The following is a 19,671-nucleotide window of genomic DNA, read 5'->3' as shown; positions in this document are numbered from 1 at the left end:
GATATTCCCTGTAGGTGGTTCACCTATATCAAATCAATTTACTGAATAAATTTAAAATTTATTCAACGCGAATCCATGTCTGTGTACGACCAATCGCGGAAATCCCCAGATATCCACGTAAATGTAAGCGCTTACCATTGGCAGAAATTTTGCCTTTTAAGCTGTAAATTTTGCCTGCTAAAGGATCAATAATTTTTCCTTGAGAGTAGGTATTTTCACTTTCAAGTTTCAGCCCCTTAAATACATCCATCCCTAAAATAGGCTGGTTGGTATAAGGTGCAGGGCAATTCACACATTTTTCCTTTGGTGTATAACCCGGACGTGGCGTCACTTTGACAATTTTGCCGGTATAGGTGTCTTTGGCATCTTTTCGAATTTCGATCAGTGCTTTAGGCGAACCGGTTTTATCGTCAATTTGTTGCCAAGTCCCTGTAAGATCTTGAGCATAGAGTGCAGAGCTTGTGACTACAGCACCGAATAATGCAGCCCATTTCAAACTTTTTTCGATCATATTAATAATCCTTTATCAATACACTTTGTGAGGGTTTATTGATCATACTAGGTAATATCTGAACTTAGAGCAACTACTCTAAGCATAAATATTTACATTTTATTCGGGAAAGTTGACATGTTGCACAAAAGTGCCTTTACCAAAAATGTAACATCCACAGCACATCGTTCAATGTGTTGTGGTGTACCCTAGAATTTATATTAAGTTTATTTTTTATACAAAACAATCATTTAAAAGTGATTGCTCAGTCACATATTTTTTAGATAGAGTATGAAAGTTGGCAACCAGATTGCTGTGAAGACTGCATTTACCGCCATGCCAAATGCCGCATAGCGCCCAGCAATGCTGCCGCGCTGCCAAGCTTGAGCTGTGCCAATCGCATGTGCAGCAAGTCCTAAGGCGAGTCCTGATGCACGTTCATCATGAATATTTTTGAGTATGATGGGTGAAAATGCTGCGCCAATCACCCCTGATAAAATCACAATCAAAATCACCAAAGGAATCGGGGAATGCAGCAGCGTCGCAATGTTGATGGCAATTGGGGTGGTCACTGCCCGTGTAGCAAAAGCCATAATGGTTGGATCAGACAAATGCAATAAATAAGCCAGCCCCATAGGGAGGGCAACGGCACTGATACTGGCAAAGACTAAAATCCCGCCCACGGCTTTTAATGGCAAGTCATCGTAGCGCATAGCTGCTAAAGGAATGGCCAAGGCCACTGTGACATAGCCGAGTAAGTTATTGAACAGTGGATTCACGTGTGCCATATAACTTTCATAGGAAATGCCAAAAAGATAGAGCATACCAATGACGAAAAACATCCCAATCACAATCACGGGGATTTGCGGTAATTTTTTATTAATAGGTTTTGCGACAAGATAGGCGATCAGGGTAATGATGAATCCAGAGATGATTGAAAGCATGTTGATTCTCCTATAGCCATTTCTTAGACATTTTTGCGTAGACCCATAGCGGTATGAGGGTACTGACAAAGAGAACAATCAAAAACATCGGAATTTCATCGCCTAAATGCATCATCATTAGCAATGAGCCTGCACTAATGGGTAGGAAGGCAAAGGCACTTTCTTTCATGATTTTATTATTGGTATCGACCAAACTGGCTGGAATTTTGTTGAATTTTCTCCAAAATGAAAGCACGATCAAGAGGCTAATCAAACCGACTAGATTGCCTAATTCTGGGTGATTGAATTGCTTCATGACCCAGACCGCGCCTTCACGGAAAATAATAATTAATGCAATAGTGCCTATCCAGGCTTTCCAGTCGATGCGCTTGATCCAGTCCATTTTTGTCTTTCGTTAAAATTATACTAATCAAGTTTTAACCGATTTAGTCTTTAATTTCAAATTCTTCAAGTGGACGTTGAAATTGTTGCGCACGCGTTCCCAATATTTCATCAATGGGTAAATGCGCCTGTTTAATCAGTTGTTCTAACTTATGCGGGGCAATGATGACATGCAAAATTAAGTTGCCTTGTTCATCATAACTTTCATTTTGGATCACATTGAGCGCATACAGTTGTGTTCTTAATTTGCCATAAGCCGGTTTTAGACGGACTTCAAAGCTTTGAATCTGTCCCATTAAGCATTCTTGAACCGCTTGGCGTAATAAGGGAAGACCTTTACCACTATGTGCTGAGACATAAACACGTTCCGGCTGATGCGGCTTGCCATAGATGATTTTAGGATCTTCGCCACTGACATCAATTTTGTTATAAACGCGCAGAATCGGAACATCGACACCAATTTCTTTCAGTACTTTTTCGACAGCCTCGATTTGTTCCATCATGTCCGGACTGCTGGAGTCAATGACATGTAACAATAAGGTCGCCTCCAACGTTTCTTCTAAGGTGGCTTTAAACGACTCAACCAGTGAGTGCGATAAATTACGCACAAAACCTACAGTATCTGCGAGAACTAAGTTGCCGATACCATCCCAATGTAGACGGCGTAAAGTTGGGTCAAGTGTCGCAAAAAGTTGGTCTGCTGCATAGACATCACTTTTTGCTAAATTATTAAATAAGGTCGATTTACCAGCATTGGTATAACCCACCAATGACACGGTTGGAACAGCAGCTTTTTGACGTGCCACACGACCTTGCATACGTGTTTGGCGGACTTTCTCAAGTTTCGCTTTGAGTTGTCCCATACGGAGCTTGAGTAGCCGACGGTCAGTTTCCAGCAGCGTTTCACCCGGTCCACGTAGGCCGATCCCACCTTTTTGGCTATCGAGATCGCCACGACTACGAATCAGCCGTGAAGCCATATGCTGTAATTGGGCCAATTCAACTTGCAATTTACCTTCATAGGTACGTGCGCGTTGGGCAAAAATATCTAAAATTAATTCTGTACGATCGACCACACGACAACGCATGATGCGTTCAAGATTACGTGCTTGGGCAGGGGTGAGAGCATGGTCAAAGATAACCAATTCGGCTTCATGCTCTGCAACCACTTCTGCAATTTCTTCAGCCTTCCCTGAGCCGATAAATAATTTGGCATCAGGCTTAATACGCTGAGCATGCACATGTTGCAGAATATTGGCACCTGCAGATTGAGCTAGTAAGTGGAATTCTTCGGCATCAAGGTCTGCGAGCATTTGTACTGCCACGCTGACTAAAATTACGCGTTCACCGCTCGCTTGATGTTGATTTAAATTTTCCACTCAGCACACACTCCTGTTTAAAGATTCATTTTAGGCGAAAATGGAGTGCGGTGGTTAATCTAAGTGATGGATTAATGGCAAAGTTGCTGTACGACCTGCAGTTCAATTAGAGAAAGCTGCGAAAGCTCAGTGCCAGTAAAAAAAGCACACTCACATATATCAATGAAAAACAAGCAATGGCTTTTAACGCTTGCCATGAAGAAATAGGGGGATTGTCTGAATATGAATGATTCATAATTTTAACCTTTAAAACCGATATAAAAATAATATTTGATTTTTAAAAACGATTAAAATGGGAAAATATTATCTTCGACTTCGGTTTTTATGATCAATGCAAAAAAACTGTCTTCGGTATATGATGATGAAAATTTACGCCAAATTGTGGCACCGTGTCCTTTTAGTGAACCGTTTATGAATCAACCTCAAATCGTCAATACACCGCAAATTAATGTGTTTTCAAAATTTTATTTGTATTGTAAAAAAGTCGGTGCAGCAGCTGTTGCCGTGACGCAGGGTTTTTATTTGGTTTATCGTCATCAATTGTATAAAGACCCGAATAACCCGCAAAATACCCGCTATGTGCAGTATTTTTGTCGCAAGTTATGCAAAGTATTTAATCTTGAAGTCAAAGTGCATGGCGAAATTCCACGTCAACCAGCCCTTTGGGTAAGTAATCATATTTCATGGTTAGATGTGGCAGTTTTAGGTTCTGGTGCACGTGTTTTCTTTTTGGCGAAAGCTGAAATTGAAAAATGGCCAGTGCTGGGTAATTTGGCGAAAGGCGGTGGCACCTTATTTATTAAGCGTGGCTCTGGCGATTCAATTAAAATTAAAGAACAAATTACGGGATTCTTAAAGCAAGATACGCCGGTACTCTTTTTCCCAGAAGCCACCACTTCAGATGGCAGCAAAATTAAAAAAATTCATGGTCGTATTTTAGGTGCGGCAATTGAAGCCGAACGTCCAGTCCAAATTTGCTTAATTTGCTATGTGAATCAGGACGGTGAACTCGATAATATTGCGCCCTATGTCGGAGACATTAGCTTTGATCGACATGTCAAAAATGTCTTAGAAATGCCGAAAGTCACAGCGCATCTGATGACATTGCCCGCAATTGATTCGGCAGGTCATACTGTTGACAGTCTGACACAAGAAGTGCAGCAAAAAATGAATCAGGGATTGGCAGAACTTCAAGCCAAAGTCCTTAAAGCGCCAGTTCCAGTTGAAGCTTAATGAATTAGTGATACATGCTGCAAGGGGGATGCCTTTGCAGCACAATCCTTACATAAAGCCTTCGAGCGGCAACCAAGAGATAAATTTCACCCCTGCTTTTTGCCACCACTTGATTTTCGGTTCACGTGGATAAATACGCGTTTGACCATTTGACAGCTTAATTTTCCAATTGATCTGTTGGTCTGCATTGAGCACTAACTTATAGGCATATTTACTTAAATTTTCATCCATGGTGTAGTGGACGGCTTTGGCTAAGCGTGGGCTATTCAGTAATACCCCAATTTCAGTATTTAAATATGCTGAACGTGGATCAAAGTTAAATGAGCCGATAAAGACTTGTTTTTCATCAATTGCCATCAGTTTGGCATGTAGGCTTGAACGGCTTAAACCTTTTAGACTAACTTTAGATTTTTCCGCCAACTCTTTGGTATTGGTGTTGAGGTTTTCTGCATCAGGTCTAGAGAGAAATTCATAGAGTTGAACGTCGTGTTCCAAGAGATCTTGACGATATTTGCTATAAAAAGCATGAACCAATGGCACGTCATTGGCCTGGAATGAGTTAGTCAAGACTCTGACTTTTACGCCATCTGCACGAAGGTTTTTTAGGCGTTCAGCCCCTTTTTTTTCTGGGACAAAGTAGGCCGAAACGATATCAACACTTTGTTCCGGTTTATCTAAACGGTTGAGGAGCTGAAAGTTGAGGTGCTCTTCTTTTTTGGCTTTAGATTTGATTTTGCTCGGGGAATCTTTGACCACTTCGGCTTTGACCCAATCAAATTGGATTTTATTGTTGAGCCAGTCATCAAAGGCATGTGAACGGTTAGCTAAGTCCAAATAATTGACCACAGTGGCTTCTTGGTTATAGTCATCGAGTTGTTGTTTGAGACTGTCAAAGCGCAAACTATAGTGGCGTGGATTGACCAATTGACGTACTGGAAAGGCATAATCATCATTCCAATATTCGTCAAAAGAATGGATGATTTCATCGGATGCCGCACCGACCAGCATGACGTCAACATCGGAAAATTGATAATTATCACTGACGTTATAGTATTGGTTACTCATATTGCGACCACCAATCAATGCGATTTGATTGTCTGCAATAAAGCTTTTGTTGTGCATACGGCGGTTGATGCGTTTTAGATCCAGCACCATATCGACAGGGCGGAAATGTCGGAAGCGGTATGGGTTATACAGTTTGACATCAATATTGGTATGTTGGTCGAGTGCCATATAAATGCCTTCCATTTTTTTGGCATTGTTGTCATCGACCAATAAACGAATTTTCACCCCACGATCTGCAGCTTTGATCATGGCATGTAGGGCCAAAGCACCAATTTTGTCGTTATCCCAAATATAGTATTGTAAATCTAAACTTTTTTCGGCCTTATTGATTAGCTCGATTCGAGCCGCTAAGGCTTCTAATGGGTCATATAGAACATGATAACCAGTTAAATTAGGATTTTGTTCACGTAGCGGCAGCACAATTTTCGCAAGGCTAGTATCGTCAGTGGGAGTATTAAAGGCATATTCCACAGGTTGAGTTTGCTGTTTAGGTAAGGTACTACATGCAGATAAAGTCAAAACAAGGCTACAACTCAGCAAAACCGCCTTAGTGTGGTTGTGTATGAAGGGCAAATTTTGCTGTTTCGGTGTAGCTGAGTTCATACTGTTAGACATACTAAAAAAAATTTGATTTGAGTATAAGTGTCAGCTGTGAAAAGATAAATATAGTGACCGAGTTTTCTCGTTAGGCAAATTGTAGAGCAAATGTATGTGGGAATTAGATTCCGTAGTGATGTATTTTTATATCGGGTTGGCTGTGCTGGGCGTTTGGGCAATATCCCAAGCTTGGTTAAGCCAGTCACGCACGGAAACGATTCATCCGTTTAAAGCCTTCGTACATTTGTTGGCATTCTATCTTTCGTATTTACTTATCCCTTTATTCTTCTTTAGCTTTTATGCAGGCTGGAGTGGCTATTATTCACTACATGAAGCGATTTTTGTCGGTGCTGTTACGGGGCTTTTGTGCTATGCCCGATTTATCGAGCCGCACATGATTCAGGTGAAAAAATGTCGATATCAATTGCATGAAACACGACAATTATTAAAGCCTGTACGCATTGCTTTAATTGGTGATTTACATATTGGTTTATTTTCGGGCCATGAACGTCAGTTAAAAATGATCGTCGATAAGATCAATGCACAAAATCCTGATTTGGTCGTGGTTGCAGGGGATTGGACTTACGAGCCAGAAAATAAGTTAGCTGAAGAACTGGCCGTACTAAAAAAAATTATTGCTCCGATTTATTCGGTGAATGGTAATCATGATGAGCAATATCCCGGTCCGCCTATTCAAGCGCTGTTAAAACATGCATTAGAAAGTAATCATGTGGTGGACATCGAAGGGCAGGTGGTTGAGTTTAATGAGTTTCGCTTATTAGGCGTTGGGGACTTATGGGCTGGTAAAGCCGATATGCGCTATTTGCCAGAATTGCCACAAGATAAACCTTGGATCATTTTGTCGCATAATCCAGATACCGTCGATATGGTACCTAAACTTCCGGGACGACCATTGATGTTGTCGGGTCATACCCATGGTGGACAAGTGGAATTGCCATGGTTGACCGATTATGTAATGAAAAAAGTGTCCATTTTAGGCCACAAAAAAGGGCTATATCAGCATGACAATGCAGATGTCTTTGTCACTGTTGGTACGGGCATGGTTGGGGTACCTTTCCGTTTTCTTGTGCCACCGACCATTGATATTATCGAGCTGGTTTAATCAAAAACTACCGTTTATTATCGCTAAACGGTTTGGTGACTGTTCCTCTTGATGAAGAGCTACAAACCTTGTTTTGTTAATAAAATTGAATCGTGCCATGAAACATTTGTAGTTTGAAGTTGAGTGAATGACAGTGTTTTGGAACAGATGATGTGTATTGCTACTCAGTGGGATCTAAGCTGCATGCATGAATTTAATTATTTAAAATGCTGTCAACTACAGAGTATTCATCAGTTCATTGACTCAATTTGAGACATAAAAAAAGCCAGCAATATGTGCTGGCTTTTTTATTATGTGCAGATTAAACCTGATTATTCACATCATCATTTTTAGTTTCGCGAATCATTAAGAATGCGATCAATGAAAGGATTGATGCTGCAGTTAGGTAGTAACCTACTGCATATAAACCATAGCCAGTTGCAAGTTTAGTTGCGATCAATGGCGCGAAAGATGCACCAAAAATACCAGCCATGTTAAAGGTTAAAGCTGAACCTGTGTAACGTACAGACGTTGGGAAGATTTCAGACAATACCGTACCAATTGGACCATAGGTTAAACCCATGATCGCAAGACCGATACATAGGAATAAGAACACCATCGCAGTACTGCCAGACTCAAGCATGCTTGAGAAGACTAAGCCAAACAATGCAGATACAACACATACCGCAATCGAAGTCGTTTTACGACCAAATTTTTCAGCAAATACAGCAGAAAGTGGAATGAAGGCAGCGAAACAAAGTGTGGCAACCAGTTGAAGTTTTAAAAATTCTTCACGTGTGTAACCAAGCTGGGTTGTACCCCATTGTAAAGCGAATACTGTGGTTAAGTAGAACACAACGAATGTACAAATCGCGGCAATCGTACCGAGAATTAACATCCCCCAGTGCTTAGTGATCACTTCTTTGAACGGAATATTTACTTCTTTTTGCTTATCCAAAACTTTTTGGAACGCTGGTGTTTCATGTAATTTTAAACGAATCCACAGACCGACAATAACCAATAGCGCACTTGCAATGAATGGAATACGCCAACCCCATTGCATAAACTCAGCTTCAGACATGAAGTGACCTAAGGTCAAGAATGAGCCTGTTGCAAGAATAAAGCCGATTGGCGCACCTAATTGAGGGAACATACCATACCAAGCACGTTTGCCTTCTGGCGCATTTTCAGTTGCAAGCAGCACGGCACCTGACCATTCACCACCTAAACCAAGACCTTGACCTAAGCGACAAAGTGCAAGCATGAGCGGAGCAGCGATACCAATTTGAGCATAGGTTGGAAGCAAGCCGATACATACTGTAGAAATCCCCATGGTGAGGAGAGCGGCAACTAATGTGGCTTTACGACCGATACGGTCACCTAAATGGCCAAAGAATGTTGCACCAATCGGGCGAGCAATAAAGGCAATCGCAAACGTTGCTAAAGATTGAATTGTTGCGGTTGTTGGATCTGTACTTGCAGGGAAGAACAGATGCGGGAAGATAATTACAGCCGCAGTTGCATAGATGTAGAAATCGAAGAATTCGATTGTGGTACCTACAAGACTTGCTGTAAGTACGCGGAATTTTGAATTTGTTGGTTGCTGTTCAGTGGCAGCAGCACTTGAAGACGCCATGGTGGACCTTACACTTACTAAAAATAATTGAACTTAGTTTTAAAAGCGTAATCTTTTTAAAAAAGGCGTAATTTCTTAAAAAAATACGAAATACCAACTTACGGACTGCGGAATTAGGGTCACTAAAGAATGCAGTGTCAGTGGGTTATATCACGTAGAGATAAATCGACAGGAAATGTGATCCTGCACCTATCAATACAAAAATATGCCAGATAGCGTGTGTATATCTTACCTTTTTTAAGGCATAAAACAATGCACCGATTGTATAAGATAGCCCGCCAATGATCAGGTAGGTTAAAGCTTGATCAGATAAAAAGCGTTGCATATCATCCATTACCAGTACTGCAAGCCATCCCATCACCAAATAGGCAATCAACGAAATCTTTTGAAAACGATGAATGAAAATTAATTTGAATAGTGTTCCAATTGCAGCAATGACCCACAGTGCAATGAGTAAATAATGCGCTTTTGCGGTAGGCAATGCGATTGCCAGAAACGGGGTGTAAGTACCTGCAATTAAATAATAGATTGCGGTATGGTCGAGTTTTTTGTACCAACCACGGCGCTCAGGAGATTCTGCGAAGTGATATAGACTCGAGGCTGAAAACAATAACAGCATACTGAATGCATACACCCAAAGTGCAAGCCATTGTCCAGTTGGAAGATATGATCCTTTTAAAATCAGTAGGATACCTGCGATGGCAGACAACGCTGCACCGAAAGCATGGGTATAGAAATTCAGTCTTTCTTCAGCTGGGTCATAAGCTAAAAGATGGGGAGGATTCATAACGTATCTTTTATAATAATTTAAATATACATATGTATAGTAATTCAATTTTGCTTTTGGTGTAAGAAGATTTAAAATTGTTTTGCAAATTTATCTAGGTTTATATTATGTCATCTTTGGCTTCTCCCTCTACGCAAGAGCAGCAATTTTTAGCAGCCTTTCAGCAAGCCATTGAAACACAGCGTTTTGATCGCATGATTTTGAGTCAGTATAAAGGTGAATTAGACCAATTAGAAAAAATGACCTTGCGAGTCATTTCGCTGCAAGGTGAGTCATTTCTCAGTTGTTTATATCGTTATAAAACCCAAGACATCACCAAAAACTATCCAATGGCAGCTGCATATCAACAAGTCGAAAGTTTATTGAGCTGTTGTAAGCAAGCCAACCTGATGACCTTGGATGAAGAAATTCAGCTTAAGAAAAATAAAAAGAAAGCCATGCTAAGCATTAGCAAAAAGCAGCCTGCTTTAGGGAAAAATCCTACGGAGCAGCAAGGGCATGATCGAGCAAAACATCGCTATGTCGATCAAGACAGTTATTTTTTACAGCCACTCGGTATTACGGATGCCAAAGCACAAATTATTCCGAGCATGGCGCGTAAATGGAAACAAATTAATAAATTTGTAGAAATTTTTTTCAGGCGCTTTAAGTCAGATTAAAGAGACTGATCAATCTCTACATGTTGTGGATTTTGGTTCAGGCAAGGGATATCTAACTTTTGCATTATATGATTATTTAGCAAAACACCAGCAAGTGCCTAAAGTGACTGGGGTTGAGCTGAATCCAAAAATGGTGGAATTTTGCCAAAGTGTTGCGCAGCAGTCGAATTTTAGCCAACTGGATTTTTTCCAAGGCGATGTTCGTACATATGCGCCTGAGCGCTTAGATGTCATGATTGCGCTGCACGCCTGTGATGTAGCAACGGACTTTGCGATTCATACCGGCATTCGATTAAATGCGCAAATGATCATGTGTGCGCCGTGTTGTCATAAAGAACTGCGTCCTCAATTGAAAGCGCCGCAAGTACTTGCGCCAATGTTGCAATTTGGCATTCATGCCGGCCAGCAAGCAGAAATGCTCACCGACACGATTCGTGCACTTTTATTGAAAGCATATGGTTATGAAACCAAAGTCTTTGAATTTGTGGCACTTGAACATACCAGTAAAAATAAAATGATCTTGGCAACCAAACGTGCAGACTATGTCGAACCTGATCAAGCGGTATTGGCGCAGATCCAAGCTTTAAAAGACATGTATGGCATTCAAAAGCATTCGTTAGAATTATTGTTAAATGATCAATGGGACCAGCAAGATATTGGCTGTAAATGCTAAAGGATGAAGGGATGCAGCAGTTAAATATTCAATTTGGTCCGTGGGAGCAACTGGCATCTGCAGCTCGGCCGATACGTGAACAGGTCTTTATTTTAGAACAGCAGATATCGCCCGCGGAAGAGTGGGATGCAGAAGATGCGATTTCACTGCATTTTATTGTTCATGATGGGATGAAAGCTATTGCAACTGCACGTTTGTTGAAAAATAACAGTATAGGTCGTGTTGCTGTTTTAAAGGCCTATCGCGGTCAGGGTATTGGTAAAATCTTGATGCAAGCTATCATCGAACAAGCGAAATTAGAGCAACGTGAATATTTAAAACTATCATCACAAGTGCATGCTATACCGTTTTATGCAGCTTTAGGTTTTGTTGTTGAAGGTGATGAATATTTAGATTGTGGTATTCCGCATCAAGATATGTACATGGCTTTGGCTTAAATACGTAAAATTGGACATCTATAAATAAAAAAACGCTTAATATTTTAAGCGTTTTTTTTATATAGATGAGGTCAAAGCTTAGTGACCATGATCATTCGATGCAGTAGGTTCAGGGCTCATGTCATCCATATGTGCATGTTGTTCTTCAGTCATCTGCATATCTGCTGCAGTCGGCGCAGAAGCTTCACGAGCTGCTTGATCAGCTTGTGCCTTTTTCAACGCTTCTTCTGACATCACAGGGGCATTTTTAAATGCATGCTGTTGAGTATTGTCTTTTTTCTGTTGGCTCGGCATATAGTCTGGTTCATTGGTCACAGCAAGCCAGAAAATACCCATGAATAACGTACCTAAAATACAGAAGATAATCAGTGCTTTCCAGCCCCATGGTGATTTTTCAGGAGAAGTATGATCAGTCATAACAAGCTACTCAATCGGATAAAAAGAAATCAAAAAACTTGTTACTTTATAACATAAAACAGATGAGAGTTAGCGTAAAATCTAGATTTGTTTGCAAACACGCGAATGCGAATGAAAATTAAAAGGAGCCGAAGCTCCTTTTGATGTGATTGAACAGCAAAATTTGCATGCTCAAAATGAATAATTAAATCTGCTCAGCTTTCGCCACTTTGTCTTTCAGCAATTGCGGTGCTTTGAAGCGTTCGCCATATTTTGCTTCTAGTGTATTGGCACGAAGTAACGCTTTTTCCAAACCATATTGGTTTAAAAATTGAAGTGCACCACCTGTCCAAGGGGCAAAACCAATCCCGAAGATTGATCCGACATTGCCATCAACAGTCGATTCCAAAACACCTTCTTCTAGGCAGCGTAAGGTATCGAGTGACTGTACAAACAGGAAGCGGTCAATCATTTCCTGTTCAGAAATAGCATTATCTTTCTGCCATTTGCTCAAGCCATCCCAGAGATGCTTTTTACCGCCTTCAGGATATTCATAAAAACCTGCACCCGCAGCTTTACCTTTACGGCCAAACTCATGAATCATCGTTTGAATAACGTCATCCGCTCCTGAGCGAGGCAGGTCTTTGCCTTCGGTTTGTAGGGCTTTACGTGTCTCGGCCGCAACATGCTCAGAGAGTGTTAAAGACACTTCATCTTGAATCGCCAATGGGCCTACAGGCATGCCAGCTTTTAGTGCAGCCATTTCAATGCGGGCAGGGTGTACGCCTTCAGACAGTAGACGTAAACCTTCTTGCACAAAGGTGCCAAAGACACGGCTGGTAAAGAAGCCACGGCTGTCATTCACCACAATTGGTGTTTTGCCAATTTGCTGTACATAGTCATAGGCTTTGGCTAAGGTTTCAGCCGATGTATTTTTACCTTTAATAATTTCGACCAATTGCATTTTGTCGACAGGACTAAAGAAATGTAGACCGATAAATTTAGCTTGATCTTGAGATGCATTGGCTAAGCCTGAAATTGGCAAGGTTGAAGTGTTTGACGCAAAAATACCGCTATTTGCCAAATAGGCTTCTGCTTCTTGTGTCACTTTGGCTTTCAACTCGACATTTTCAAATACAGCTTCAATGATCAAGTCGCAGCCTTGTAGGTCGGCAGCATCTGCAGTGGCATGAATCAGTCCTAAGACTTGATCACGTTTTTCTGCACTTAAACGGCCTTGAGTTACTTTTTTATCCAGCAGTTTTTGGCTATAGGCTTTGCCTTTTTCAGCAGCTTCTACAGAGATATCTTTAAGTACAACTGCAATGCCTTTTGATGCTGTGGCATAAGCGATGCCTGCACCCATCATGCCTGCGCCTAAAATACCAACTTTGGTGGCTTGCCATTTCGCGACGTCTTTTGGACGGCTTGCACCAGACTTAATAGCATTTAGACCATGCCAAAAGGTGCCGATCATATTTTTAGAAATTTGACCGGTTGCAAGGTAAGTAAAGTAACGTGATTCAATGGTGAGTGCCGTATCGACATCCACTTGAGCGCCTTCAACTGCTGCGGCCATAATGGCTTCAGGTGCAGGGTAACAGCCCTTGGTTTTGTCACGTAAAATGGCTGGTGCAATGGCAAGCATTTGCGCCACCGCAGGTGTGGATGGCGTCCCGCCCGGAATTTTATAGCCTTTTATATCAAAGGGCTGCTGTGATTTTGGATTGGCTTTCACCCACGCAATGGCTTTGTCCATCAATTCTTCAAGGTTTTCTGCGGTGTCTTGAATCAGCCCCAATGATTTGGCTTTTTCGACACCAATTTGTTTGCCTTCCATTAAGAGTGGAAATGCATTTTGCAGACCCAATAAACGCACCATACGTACGATGCCACCACCGCCCGGCAGTAGGCCTAAGGTCACTTCAGGTAAGCCAAATTTCGCCTTAGCATCATTCAGCGCAATACGATAATGACAGCCGAGAGCTAACTCCCAGCCGCCGCCAAGCGCTGTGCCATTTAAAGCTGCTACAACAGGAATGCCACGGGTTTCGATATAACGCAGTTTGGCTTTCATCTCTTCAATCATATTGAAGAATTCTGTCGCATGCTCAGGTGTAGCTTGAATCAGTTCGTCTAAGTCGCCGCCGGCAAAGAAGGTTTTTTTTGCGGAACTAAAAATAATCCCTGCAATATTTTCATCTGCTTGCAGTTTGTCTACCGTTTCAGCCAGTGCCGTGCGGAAGTCTGCATTCATGGTGTTGGCAGATTGGTTTGGAGAATCTAAAGTTAAAATGACGATATTGTCGGCATTTTTTTCAAATTGAATTGCGCTCATTTTTATTCTCCTTATACCAACTCAATAATCGTTGCGATGCCCATACCGCCACCCACGCAAAGTGTTGCTAAGCCGCGTTTTTTACCTTGGCGTTCTAGTTCATCCATCAGGGTGCCTAAAATCATGGCGCCTGTTGCACCCAGCGGATGTCCTAATGCAATTGCACCGCCATTCACATTGACTTTGGTAGGATCAACCTTGAGTTCGGTAATAAAACGCATCACGACTGCTGCAAAAGCTTCGTTCACTTCAAATAGGTCAATATCATCAATGGTTAAGCCAGCTTTAGCTAAGGCTTTACGTGCAGCAGGTGCAGGGCCAGTCAGCATAATGGTTGGGTCTGCACCCACCAATGCAGTGGCAAGCACTTTGGCACGCGGTTTTAGGCCTTGTTCTTTGATCGCTTTTTCAGAGGCAAGCAATACTACGGCAGCACCATCAACGATGCCCGATGAGTTCCCTGCATGGTGTACATGGTTGACTGCGCCGACTTCAGGATATTTTTGCAAGGCAATGGCATCAAAGCCCATTTGCCCCATCATGGCAAAACTTGGGTTGAGCTTGCCTAAGCCTTCTGCTGTGGTCGTTGGTTTAATAAATTCATCTTTGGCTAAAACTGTCACGCCTGCTTTGTCTTTAACAGGAACGACAGATTGGTCAAAATAACCATTGGCTTGAGCTGCTGCGGCTTTTTGCTGAGAGTTGGCTGCAAAGGCATCCACATCTGCTCGGCTGTAACCGTCAATGGTGGCAATTAAATCGGCTCCAATGCCTTGTGGAATAAAGTCACAGGCCATATTGGTTTCAGGGTCAAGCGCCCAAGGGCCGCCGTCACTGCCCATCGGCACACGAGACATCGACTCTACACCGCCTGCAACCACCAGATCTTCCCAGCCAGAACGCACCTTTTGTGCAGCCATATTTACGGCTTCCAAACCTGATGCACAAAAACGGTTGATTTGTACGCCTGCCACATCATTGTCCCAACCTGCTGCAATGGCTGCGGTTTTTGCAATGTCTGCACCTTGGTCACCAATGGGGGTCACGCAGCCCAGTACAATGTCGTCAACTGCAGCGGTGTCAAATTGATGTCGGTTTTGTAATTCGTTCAATAAACCGGTCAGTAGGCTAATCGGTTTAACGGCATGTAGTGAACCGTCTTTTTTTCCTTTGCCGCGCGGTGTGCGAATGGCATCAATGATGTAAGCCTCGCTCATAATCCTGTCCCTATGATCTATAAATTTTTATTGGTTTTTTGAGTGTACGGATTAATCAAGCCAGTGCAATGATGAGAACGGGTGAGTCGTTTGATATTTTTGGTCAACGCTTGCTGCTGAATAAGATAAAAATCAACCTGCATATTGAAAGCGAGGATCGGTTAAGATTAGTTGCTATCGATTTAGTTCAAATTGAAGATCTGCTTATGCATAAAAATGTGAAGCGAGTGTTGAAAGGTCTGGCTTGGCTAGTACTAGTAGGCTGCTTAGGTTTTGTATGCATGATCGGTTTTTATGTTTATATGATCTATGGCATTCATCCCTCAGATGAGGGGATGGGCGGTTTAGCCTGTGAGTATGATCGAAATGATCATGTGATCAAGGCAGAAATGTATCGGATACAGGATGGCAAACGCGTGATCACGCCCGTCGATCCATTGCTTTGTCAAAAACAACTTGCAGATTTTCCGAAATAAAAAAACCTGATCGAGATCAGGTTTTAGAGAATGGTATTTTTGAATATTGCTTAGTGATAACCATGTAATTGGCGATATAGGCCTGGTGTTACACCGGTCCACTTTTTAAAGGCACGGTGGAAAGTACTGGTTTCACTAAAACCGACTTGCTGTGCAACATCTTCAAGCGTTAAGTCTGGATTAAGCAATAAGTGAATTGCAGCATCTCGACGTAAGGCATCTTTCACACCTTGGTAGCTCTTACCTTCAGCGGCTAAACGACGACGTAGTGTTTGCGGCGATAGATACAGCATTGAAGCAACATCGTTCAAGGTTGGCATTTCTTCGCCAATTTGACTCTTCAGCACATCACGGATACGAGATGTTAATGAATTGGTATTTTTAAATTTAACCAATAACTGTGCAGGAGCCGCTTTTAAGAATTCTTCAAGCGTTTCTTCGTTTTGACGAATGGGTAAATCTAAATAATCCGCTGCAAATGTAATTTCAGTTCGTGGTGTATCAAACTGCATGACAGGTGCAAAAAACAAGGCATCATATTCGTCAGCATGTTCAGGACGTTTATAACCGAAGTGAACACGCTCTAAAGGCAGACGACGTTCAATCAACCAAGAAGCGAGACCATGCCAAATCATCAGCATACTTTCTGTAATGAAATGGTCTGGGTCCATAGATTTCGGAATTTGAGGAACTAAACGTGCTTCGTGCTTATCACGTTCTAGTGTCACCGACCATTCATCACCAAACAGTTTGTAGAACTGCGAAGACAATTCGAGTGCATCACCGAGGGTTTTTGCATGAATAATCAATTGGCACATAATGGCAAAAGTACCCAAGCGGCGCGGTTGAATATCAAAACCGACATGTTCGTCTTGAGTCACCATCCACAACATTTTAATAAAACGTGTGTATTGTTCAGGTGAAATACGCGCTTTGGGTTGGCGTAGAAGTTCAGCCTCAATGCCAACATGAGACAATAAAGTTTCGACATCCATGCCGAGACGTTTCACACCAGTTAAGGCTGCGTTGACGAAATGGATACTGATCGTATCACGACTCATGTTTAATCCTTCAGTCTCTTTAATGTTCACAAATGTTTGACCTAAATGACGCTAAAAAAAGAAATCATGGCAATTTACAACAGCGGTTTTACCATTTTTACATGGTAAATTGCCGAAACTATCAAGGTAAATGGCTGAACATGACATTGTTTTAATCATTTTATATTTCTACCATGGATAAAAAATCTACACAATTAGAGAAAAATATCCATGGAAGCTGCTTTAAAAGGATTGAAAGTACTCGACTTTTCGACATTACTCCCAGGGCCATTTGCGACCTTGTATTTGGCTGATATGGGTGCGGAAGTTGTGCATATTGAGTCACCGACGCGTCCCGATCTGGTTCGTTTGATGCCACCTTATGCCAATGGGCAAGCCACAGCGCATAGTTATTTAAATCGCAATAAACAATCCATCGCATTAGATTTAAAAGACCCGAAAAGCATTGAACTGATTAAAGCTAAAATTTCAGATTTTGATATTGTGGTAGAACAATTTCGTCCAGGTGTCATGCAACGCTTGGGTTTGGATTATGCAGTTTTGGCCGAAATTAATTCGCGACTTATTTATTGCTCGATTACGGGTTATGGTCAAACCGGACATTACAAAGACCGCGCAGGGCATGACATCAATTACTTGGCTTTATCAGGCATTTCAGGTCATAGCGGACGCCAAGATAGTGGCCCGCCACCGATGGGGATTCAAATCGCCGATGTGGCAGGCGGATCAATGCATGCGATTACTGGCATCTTAGCTGCGGTGATTGAGCGTTACCGTAGCGGCTTAGGACAATATATTGATATTTCCATGACCGATTGCGCTGTCGCATTGAACAATATGGCTGCAGCTGGCGTATTGGCTGCCAATGCTGTAACAGCCGCAGAAACTGCACATCTGAATGGCGGCAGTTTCTATGACTATTATCGAACCCAAGATGGTCGTTATCTGTCTATAGGTGGTTTGGAGCCACAGTTTTTACATGGATTAGCGCAAATTCTCGATTTACCCGCTTTAGCGACGCAAGGCATGTCATTTGATCCACAGGATCAGACTGAAATTAAGCATGCAATTGCCAGCAAGATACTGAACAAAACATGGGCTGAGTGGAAAATGATTTTTGCCTCTCAAGATGTCTGTGTGGAACCAGTTTTAAGTTTGGATGAAGCCCTAAATTCACAATTGGCCCAAGAGCGGCATTGGCGTGTTGAAGTTCCGCTACAAGAAGGCGACACAATGACACAAACTCAACTGGCATGTCCGATTAAATTTTCTAGATCAACATTGATTTATACCCATGTGGGTAAAACTTTAGGTGCGGATAATTGGTTATGAATTGTATAAAAAAAGGTGATAATTTAAACAATAAAACCTTTAAAATCTCTTAATTAGATAAACATCTATGTAAATATTGAGAGTTGTTAACAAAAAAATAAATAAATTATACAAATGTGAGAGTATTATATAAACTATTAACACAATTGGTATATAGGTCTCCAAATGAAAATAGCTGTGAGTAAACTTGGATCTTTATATCTTAGCCTCGGAATAATGCTTGCAGGTTCAGCAACCCAAGCGGCAACTACTGCAGATGCTTTCAGTTCTGAAAGCCCATGGATGTTCGGTGATTGGAACGGTCAACGAACAGCCCTTCAACAGAAAGGTTACGATTTTAGTTTTAGTTATGGTGGCGAATTAGCCACTTTGTTAGATGCAAAGCATGCTTCTAGTCATGGCACTGAATATGCGGACCAATTCGCGATTGGGGCATATCTCGATTTAGAAAAAATTGCGGGTTGGAAAGATACCGAAGCACAAATCAATATCACTGAACGTAATGGTCGTTCATTGTCTCAAACTTCAGATGCATTAAATGGTCATTTAAGTGCAACACAAGAAGTGTGGGGTCGTGGTCAAACTTGGCGTTTGACTGATTTCTGGATCAAGAAAAAATTTTTAGACCAAAAATTAGATATTAAAGTCGGTCGTTTCGGTGAAGGTGAAGATTTCAACAGCTTTGACTGTGACTTTCAAAACTTAGCACTTTGTGGTTCACAAGTGGGTAACTGGGTCGGTGACCAATGGTACAACTGGCCAGTCAGCCAATGGGCTGCTCGCGTGAAATATAACATTCAGCCTGAACTCTACGCACAAGTCGGGGTTTATGAATACAACCCTGAAAATCTAAAACGTGGTAAAGGTTGGAAATTGAGTACTGATGGTTCTAAAGGTGCGATTATTCCTGCTGAAGTAGTGTGGACTCCAAAAGTGGGGACACAAAAGCTACCGGGTGAATACCGTGCAGGTTACTACTACAGTACCGCTGATGCCGATGTCATTGATAGCCCAGTAAATGAAAAAGATCACCATCAAGGTGGTTGGATTGTGGCGAAACAACAACTGACAGCACACAAAGACGATGCTTCACGTGGCTTAAGCGGTTTTGTGAATGTCACCGTGCATGACTCAGACACCAACAATGTGAGTGATATGCAAAACATTGGCTTGGTCTACAAAGGTGCATTCGATGCACGTCCTCAGGATGAAATTGCGATTGGTTTAGGTCGTATCAGCATTAATGATGATGTGAATGATGCCAATATTGCCAATAACAGCGTTGATGCACGCGGTCTACAAAGTGAAGAGTATGACGCAGAAATTTACTACGGTATTCATGCAGCAAACTGGCTGACTATTCGTCCAAATATTCAATATATCCGTCACGTCGGTGCTTACAAAAATGGTGAGAATGCGTGGGTCGGCGGTATCAAATTTCAAACAGCATTTTAATTGATGTCAAATT

General features: G+C 41.8%; 17 protein-coding genes and 1 pseudogene. 7 read left to right on the top strand and 11 right to left on the bottom strand.

Features of this window, described 5'->3' with window-relative positions; translation table 11 throughout:
- Nucleotides 1–58 precede the first annotated feature (58 nt).
- From G0029_RS12575 to hflX, 4 genes are all read right to left on the bottom strand, one after another.
- On the bottom strand, nt 59–511 hold the full coding sequence (locus tag G0029_RS12575) for a DUF2147 domain-containing protein (RefSeq protein ID WP_180024995.1): 453 nt from the start codon (nt 509–511) through the stop codon (nt 59–61).
- A gap of 248 nt (nt 512–759) precedes the next feature.
- Nucleotides 760–1,434, bottom strand: coding sequence for an LrgB family protein (locus tag G0029_RS12570; protein WP_180107890.1), 675 nt, complete (start codon nt 1,432–1,434; stop codon nt 760–762).
- Between the two features lie 10 nt (nt 1,435–1,444).
- Nucleotides 1,445–1,816 (bottom strand): hypothetical protein, encoded by a 372-nt coding sequence (locus G0029_RS12565; RefSeq protein ID WP_078190105.1) that lies wholly within the window; start codon nt 1,814–1,816, stop codon nt 1,445–1,447.
- Nucleotides 1,817–1,859: 43 nt separating this feature from the next.
- Nucleotides 1,860–3,128, bottom strand: a complete 1,269-nt coding sequence (gene hflX / locus G0029_RS12560) for a ribosome rescue GTPase HflX (protein ID WP_218948138.1) — start codon at nt 3,126–3,128, stop codon at nt 1,860–1,862.
- 477 nt (nt 3,129–3,605) lie between these two features.
- Here hflX and G0029_RS12555 point away from each other — a divergent pair, with 477 nt between their 5' ends.
- On the top strand, nt 3,606–4,427 hold the full coding sequence (locus tag G0029_RS12555; protein WP_180026730.1) for a lysophospholipid acyltransferase family protein: 822 nt from the start codon (nt 3,606–3,608) through the stop codon (nt 4,425–4,427).
- A gap of 48 nt (nt 4,428–4,475) precedes the next feature.
- Here the strand turns inward: G0029_RS12555 and G0029_RS12550 are convergent, their stop codons facing one another.
- Nucleotides 4,476–6,095, bottom strand: a complete 1,620-nt coding sequence (locus G0029_RS12550; protein ID WP_227591824.1) for a phospholipase D family protein — start codon at nt 6,093–6,095, stop codon at nt 4,476–4,478.
- Nucleotides 6,096–6,201: 106 nt separating this feature from the next.
- Here G0029_RS12550 and G0029_RS12545 point away from each other — a divergent pair, with 106 nt between their 5' ends.
- Nucleotides 6,202–7,212 (top strand): metallophosphoesterase, encoded by a 1,011-nt coding sequence (locus G0029_RS12545; RefSeq protein WP_180107887.1) that lies wholly within the window; start codon nt 6,202–6,204, stop codon nt 7,210–7,212.
- 301 nt (nt 7,213–7,513) lie between these two features.
- Here G0029_RS12545 and G0029_RS12540 read toward each other — a convergent pair whose 3' ends face one another.
- Complete coding sequence (locus tag G0029_RS12540) at nt 7,514–8,827, bottom strand: MFS transporter (protein ID WP_078194265.1); 1,314 nt, start codon at nt 8,825–8,827, stop codon at nt 7,514–7,516.
- A 145-nt stretch (nt 8,828–8,972) separates the two neighbouring features.
- Nucleotides 8,973–9,614 carry a PAQR family membrane homeostasis protein TrhA gene (gene trhA, locus G0029_RS12535; protein WP_180110239.1) on the bottom strand — a complete coding sequence of 214 codons (642 nt, stop codon included), beginning with the start codon at nt 9,612–9,614 and terminating at the stop codon, nt 8,973–8,975.
- Between the two features lie 107 nt (nt 9,615–9,721).
- Between trhA and G0029_RS12530 the strand changes: the two are divergent.
- Nucleotides 9,722–10,946, top strand: a pseudogene (locus G0029_RS12530) (class I SAM-dependent methyltransferase).
- A gap of 11 nt (nt 10,947–10,957) precedes the next feature.
- Nucleotides 10,958–11,383, top strand: a complete 426-nt coding sequence (locus G0029_RS12525) for a GNAT family N-acetyltransferase (RefSeq protein ID WP_227591823.1) — start codon at nt 10,958–10,960, stop codon at nt 11,381–11,383.
- 78 nt (nt 11,384–11,461) lie between these two features.
- Here the strand turns inward: G0029_RS12525 and G0029_RS12520 are convergent, their stop codons facing one another.
- The 3 genes from G0029_RS12520 to G0029_RS12510 form a co-directional block, all read right to left on the bottom strand.
- Nucleotides 11,462–11,800, bottom strand: coding sequence for a hypothetical protein (locus G0029_RS12520; RefSeq protein WP_180025000.1), 339 nt, complete (start codon nt 11,798–11,800; stop codon nt 11,462–11,464).
- 184 nt (nt 11,801–11,984) lie between these two features.
- Nucleotides 11,985–14,117, bottom strand: a complete 2,133-nt coding sequence (locus tag G0029_RS12515; protein WP_180107884.1) for a 3-hydroxyacyl-CoA dehydrogenase NAD-binding domain-containing protein — start codon at nt 14,115–14,117, stop codon at nt 11,985–11,987.
- Between the two features lie 11 nt (nt 14,118–14,128).
- The gene (locus tag G0029_RS12510) at nt 14,129–15,334 is read right to left on the bottom strand and encodes an acetyl-CoA C-acetyltransferase (RefSeq protein ID WP_180107883.1); all 1,206 of its coding nucleotides are present in this window, start codon (nt 15,332–15,334) and stop codon (nt 14,129–14,131) included.
- A gap of 68 nt (nt 15,335–15,402) precedes the next feature.
- On the opposite strand from G0029_RS12510, the gene G0029_RS12505 reads away from it, so the two are divergent.
- Nucleotides 15,403–15,810: a hypothetical protein gene (locus tag G0029_RS12505; RefSeq protein ID WP_194087870.1), complete on the top strand. Its 408-nt coding sequence runs from the start codon at nt 15,403–15,405 to the stop codon at nt 15,808–15,810.
- A 50-nt stretch (nt 15,811–15,860) separates the two neighbouring features.
- Here the strand turns inward: G0029_RS12505 and G0029_RS12500 are convergent, their stop codons facing one another.
- Complete coding sequence (locus G0029_RS12500) at nt 15,861–16,871, bottom strand: AraC family transcriptional regulator (RefSeq protein ID WP_180107881.1); 1,011 nt, start codon at nt 16,869–16,871, stop codon at nt 15,861–15,863.
- Nucleotides 16,872–17,081: 210 nt separating this feature from the next.
- Here G0029_RS12500 and G0029_RS12495 point away from each other — a divergent pair, with 210 nt between their 5' ends.
- Nucleotides 17,082–18,203 (top strand): CaiB/BaiF CoA transferase family protein, encoded by a 1,122-nt coding sequence (locus G0029_RS12495; protein WP_180110241.1) that lies wholly within the window; start codon nt 17,082–17,084, stop codon nt 18,201–18,203.
- Between the two features lie 216 nt (nt 18,204–18,419).
- The gene (locus tag G0029_RS12490) at nt 18,420–19,658 is read left to right on the top strand and encodes a carbohydrate porin (protein ID WP_227591925.1); all 1,239 of its coding nucleotides are present in this window, start codon (nt 18,420–18,422) and stop codon (nt 19,656–19,658) included.
- Nucleotides 19,659–19,671: the final 13 nt, after the last annotated feature.

Origin of the sequence: Acinetobacter sp. YH12138 (assembly GCF_015218525.1) — a bacterium.
In the GTDB taxonomy this organism is placed as follows: domain Bacteria; phylum Pseudomonadota; class Gammaproteobacteria; order Pseudomonadales; family Moraxellaceae; genus Acinetobacter; species Acinetobacter amyesii.
Note: the sequence above shows the minus strand (reverse complement) of the source record. Positions and strands in the feature narration are given on the sequence as shown.

Coding starts and splice junctions, on each gene's coding strand:
- G0029_RS12575 (WP_180024995.1), bottom strand. CDS start 511: ATGATCGAAAAAAGTTTGAAATGGGCTGCATTATTCGGTGCTGTAGTC.
- G0029_RS12570 (WP_180107890.1), bottom strand. CDS start 1,434: ATGCTTTCAATCATCTCTGGATTCATCATTACCCTGATCGCCTATCTT.
- G0029_RS12565 (WP_078190105.1), bottom strand. CDS start 1,816: ATGGACTGGATCAAGCGCATCGACTGGAAAGCCTGGATAGGCACTATT.
- hflX (WP_218948138.1), bottom strand. CDS start 3,128: ATGCTCGCAGACCTTGATGCCGAAGAATTCCACTTACTAGCTCAATCT.
- G0029_RS12555 (WP_180026730.1), top strand. CDS start 3,606: ATGAATCAACCTCAAATCGTCAATACACCGCAAATTAATGTGTTTTCA.
- G0029_RS12550 (WP_227591824.1), bottom strand. CDS start 6,095: ATGAACTCAGCTACACCGAAACAGCAAAATTTGCCCTTCATACACAAC.
- G0029_RS12545 (WP_180107887.1), top strand. CDS start 6,202: ATGTGGGAATTAGATTCCGTAGTGATGTATTTTTATATCGGGTTGGCT.
- G0029_RS12540 (WP_078194265.1), bottom strand. CDS start 8,827: ATGGCGTCTTCAAGTGCTGCTGCCACTGAACAGCAACCAACAAATTCA.
- trhA (WP_180110239.1), bottom strand. CDS start 9,614: ATGAATCCTCCCCATCTTTTAGCTTATGACCCAGCTGAAGAAAGACTG.
- G0029_RS12525 (WP_227591823.1), top strand. CDS start 10,958: ATGCAGCAGTTAAATATTCAATTTGGTCCGTGGGAGCAACTGGCATCT.
- G0029_RS12520 (WP_180025000.1), bottom strand. CDS start 11,800: ATGACTGATCATACTTCTCCTGAAAAATCACCATGGGGCTGGAAAGCA.
- G0029_RS12515 (WP_180107884.1), bottom strand. CDS start 14,117: ATGAGCGCAATTCAATTTGAAAAAAATGCCGACAATATCGTCATTTTA.
- G0029_RS12510 (WP_180107883.1), bottom strand. CDS start 15,334: ATGAGCGAGGCTTACATCATTGATGCCATTCGCACACCGCGCGGCAAA.
- G0029_RS12505 (WP_194087870.1), top strand. CDS start 15,403: ATGATGAGAACGGGTGAGTCGTTTGATATTTTTGGTCAACGCTTGCTG.
- G0029_RS12500 (WP_180107881.1), bottom strand. CDS start 16,871: ATGAGTCGTGATACGATCAGTATCCATTTCGTCAACGCAGCCTTAACT.
- G0029_RS12495 (WP_180110241.1), top strand. CDS start 17,082: ATGGAAGCTGCTTTAAAAGGATTGAAAGTACTCGACTTTTCGACATTA.
- G0029_RS12490 (WP_227591925.1), top strand. CDS start 18,420: ATGCTTGCAGGTTCAGCAACCCAAGCGGCAACTACTGCAGATGCTTTC.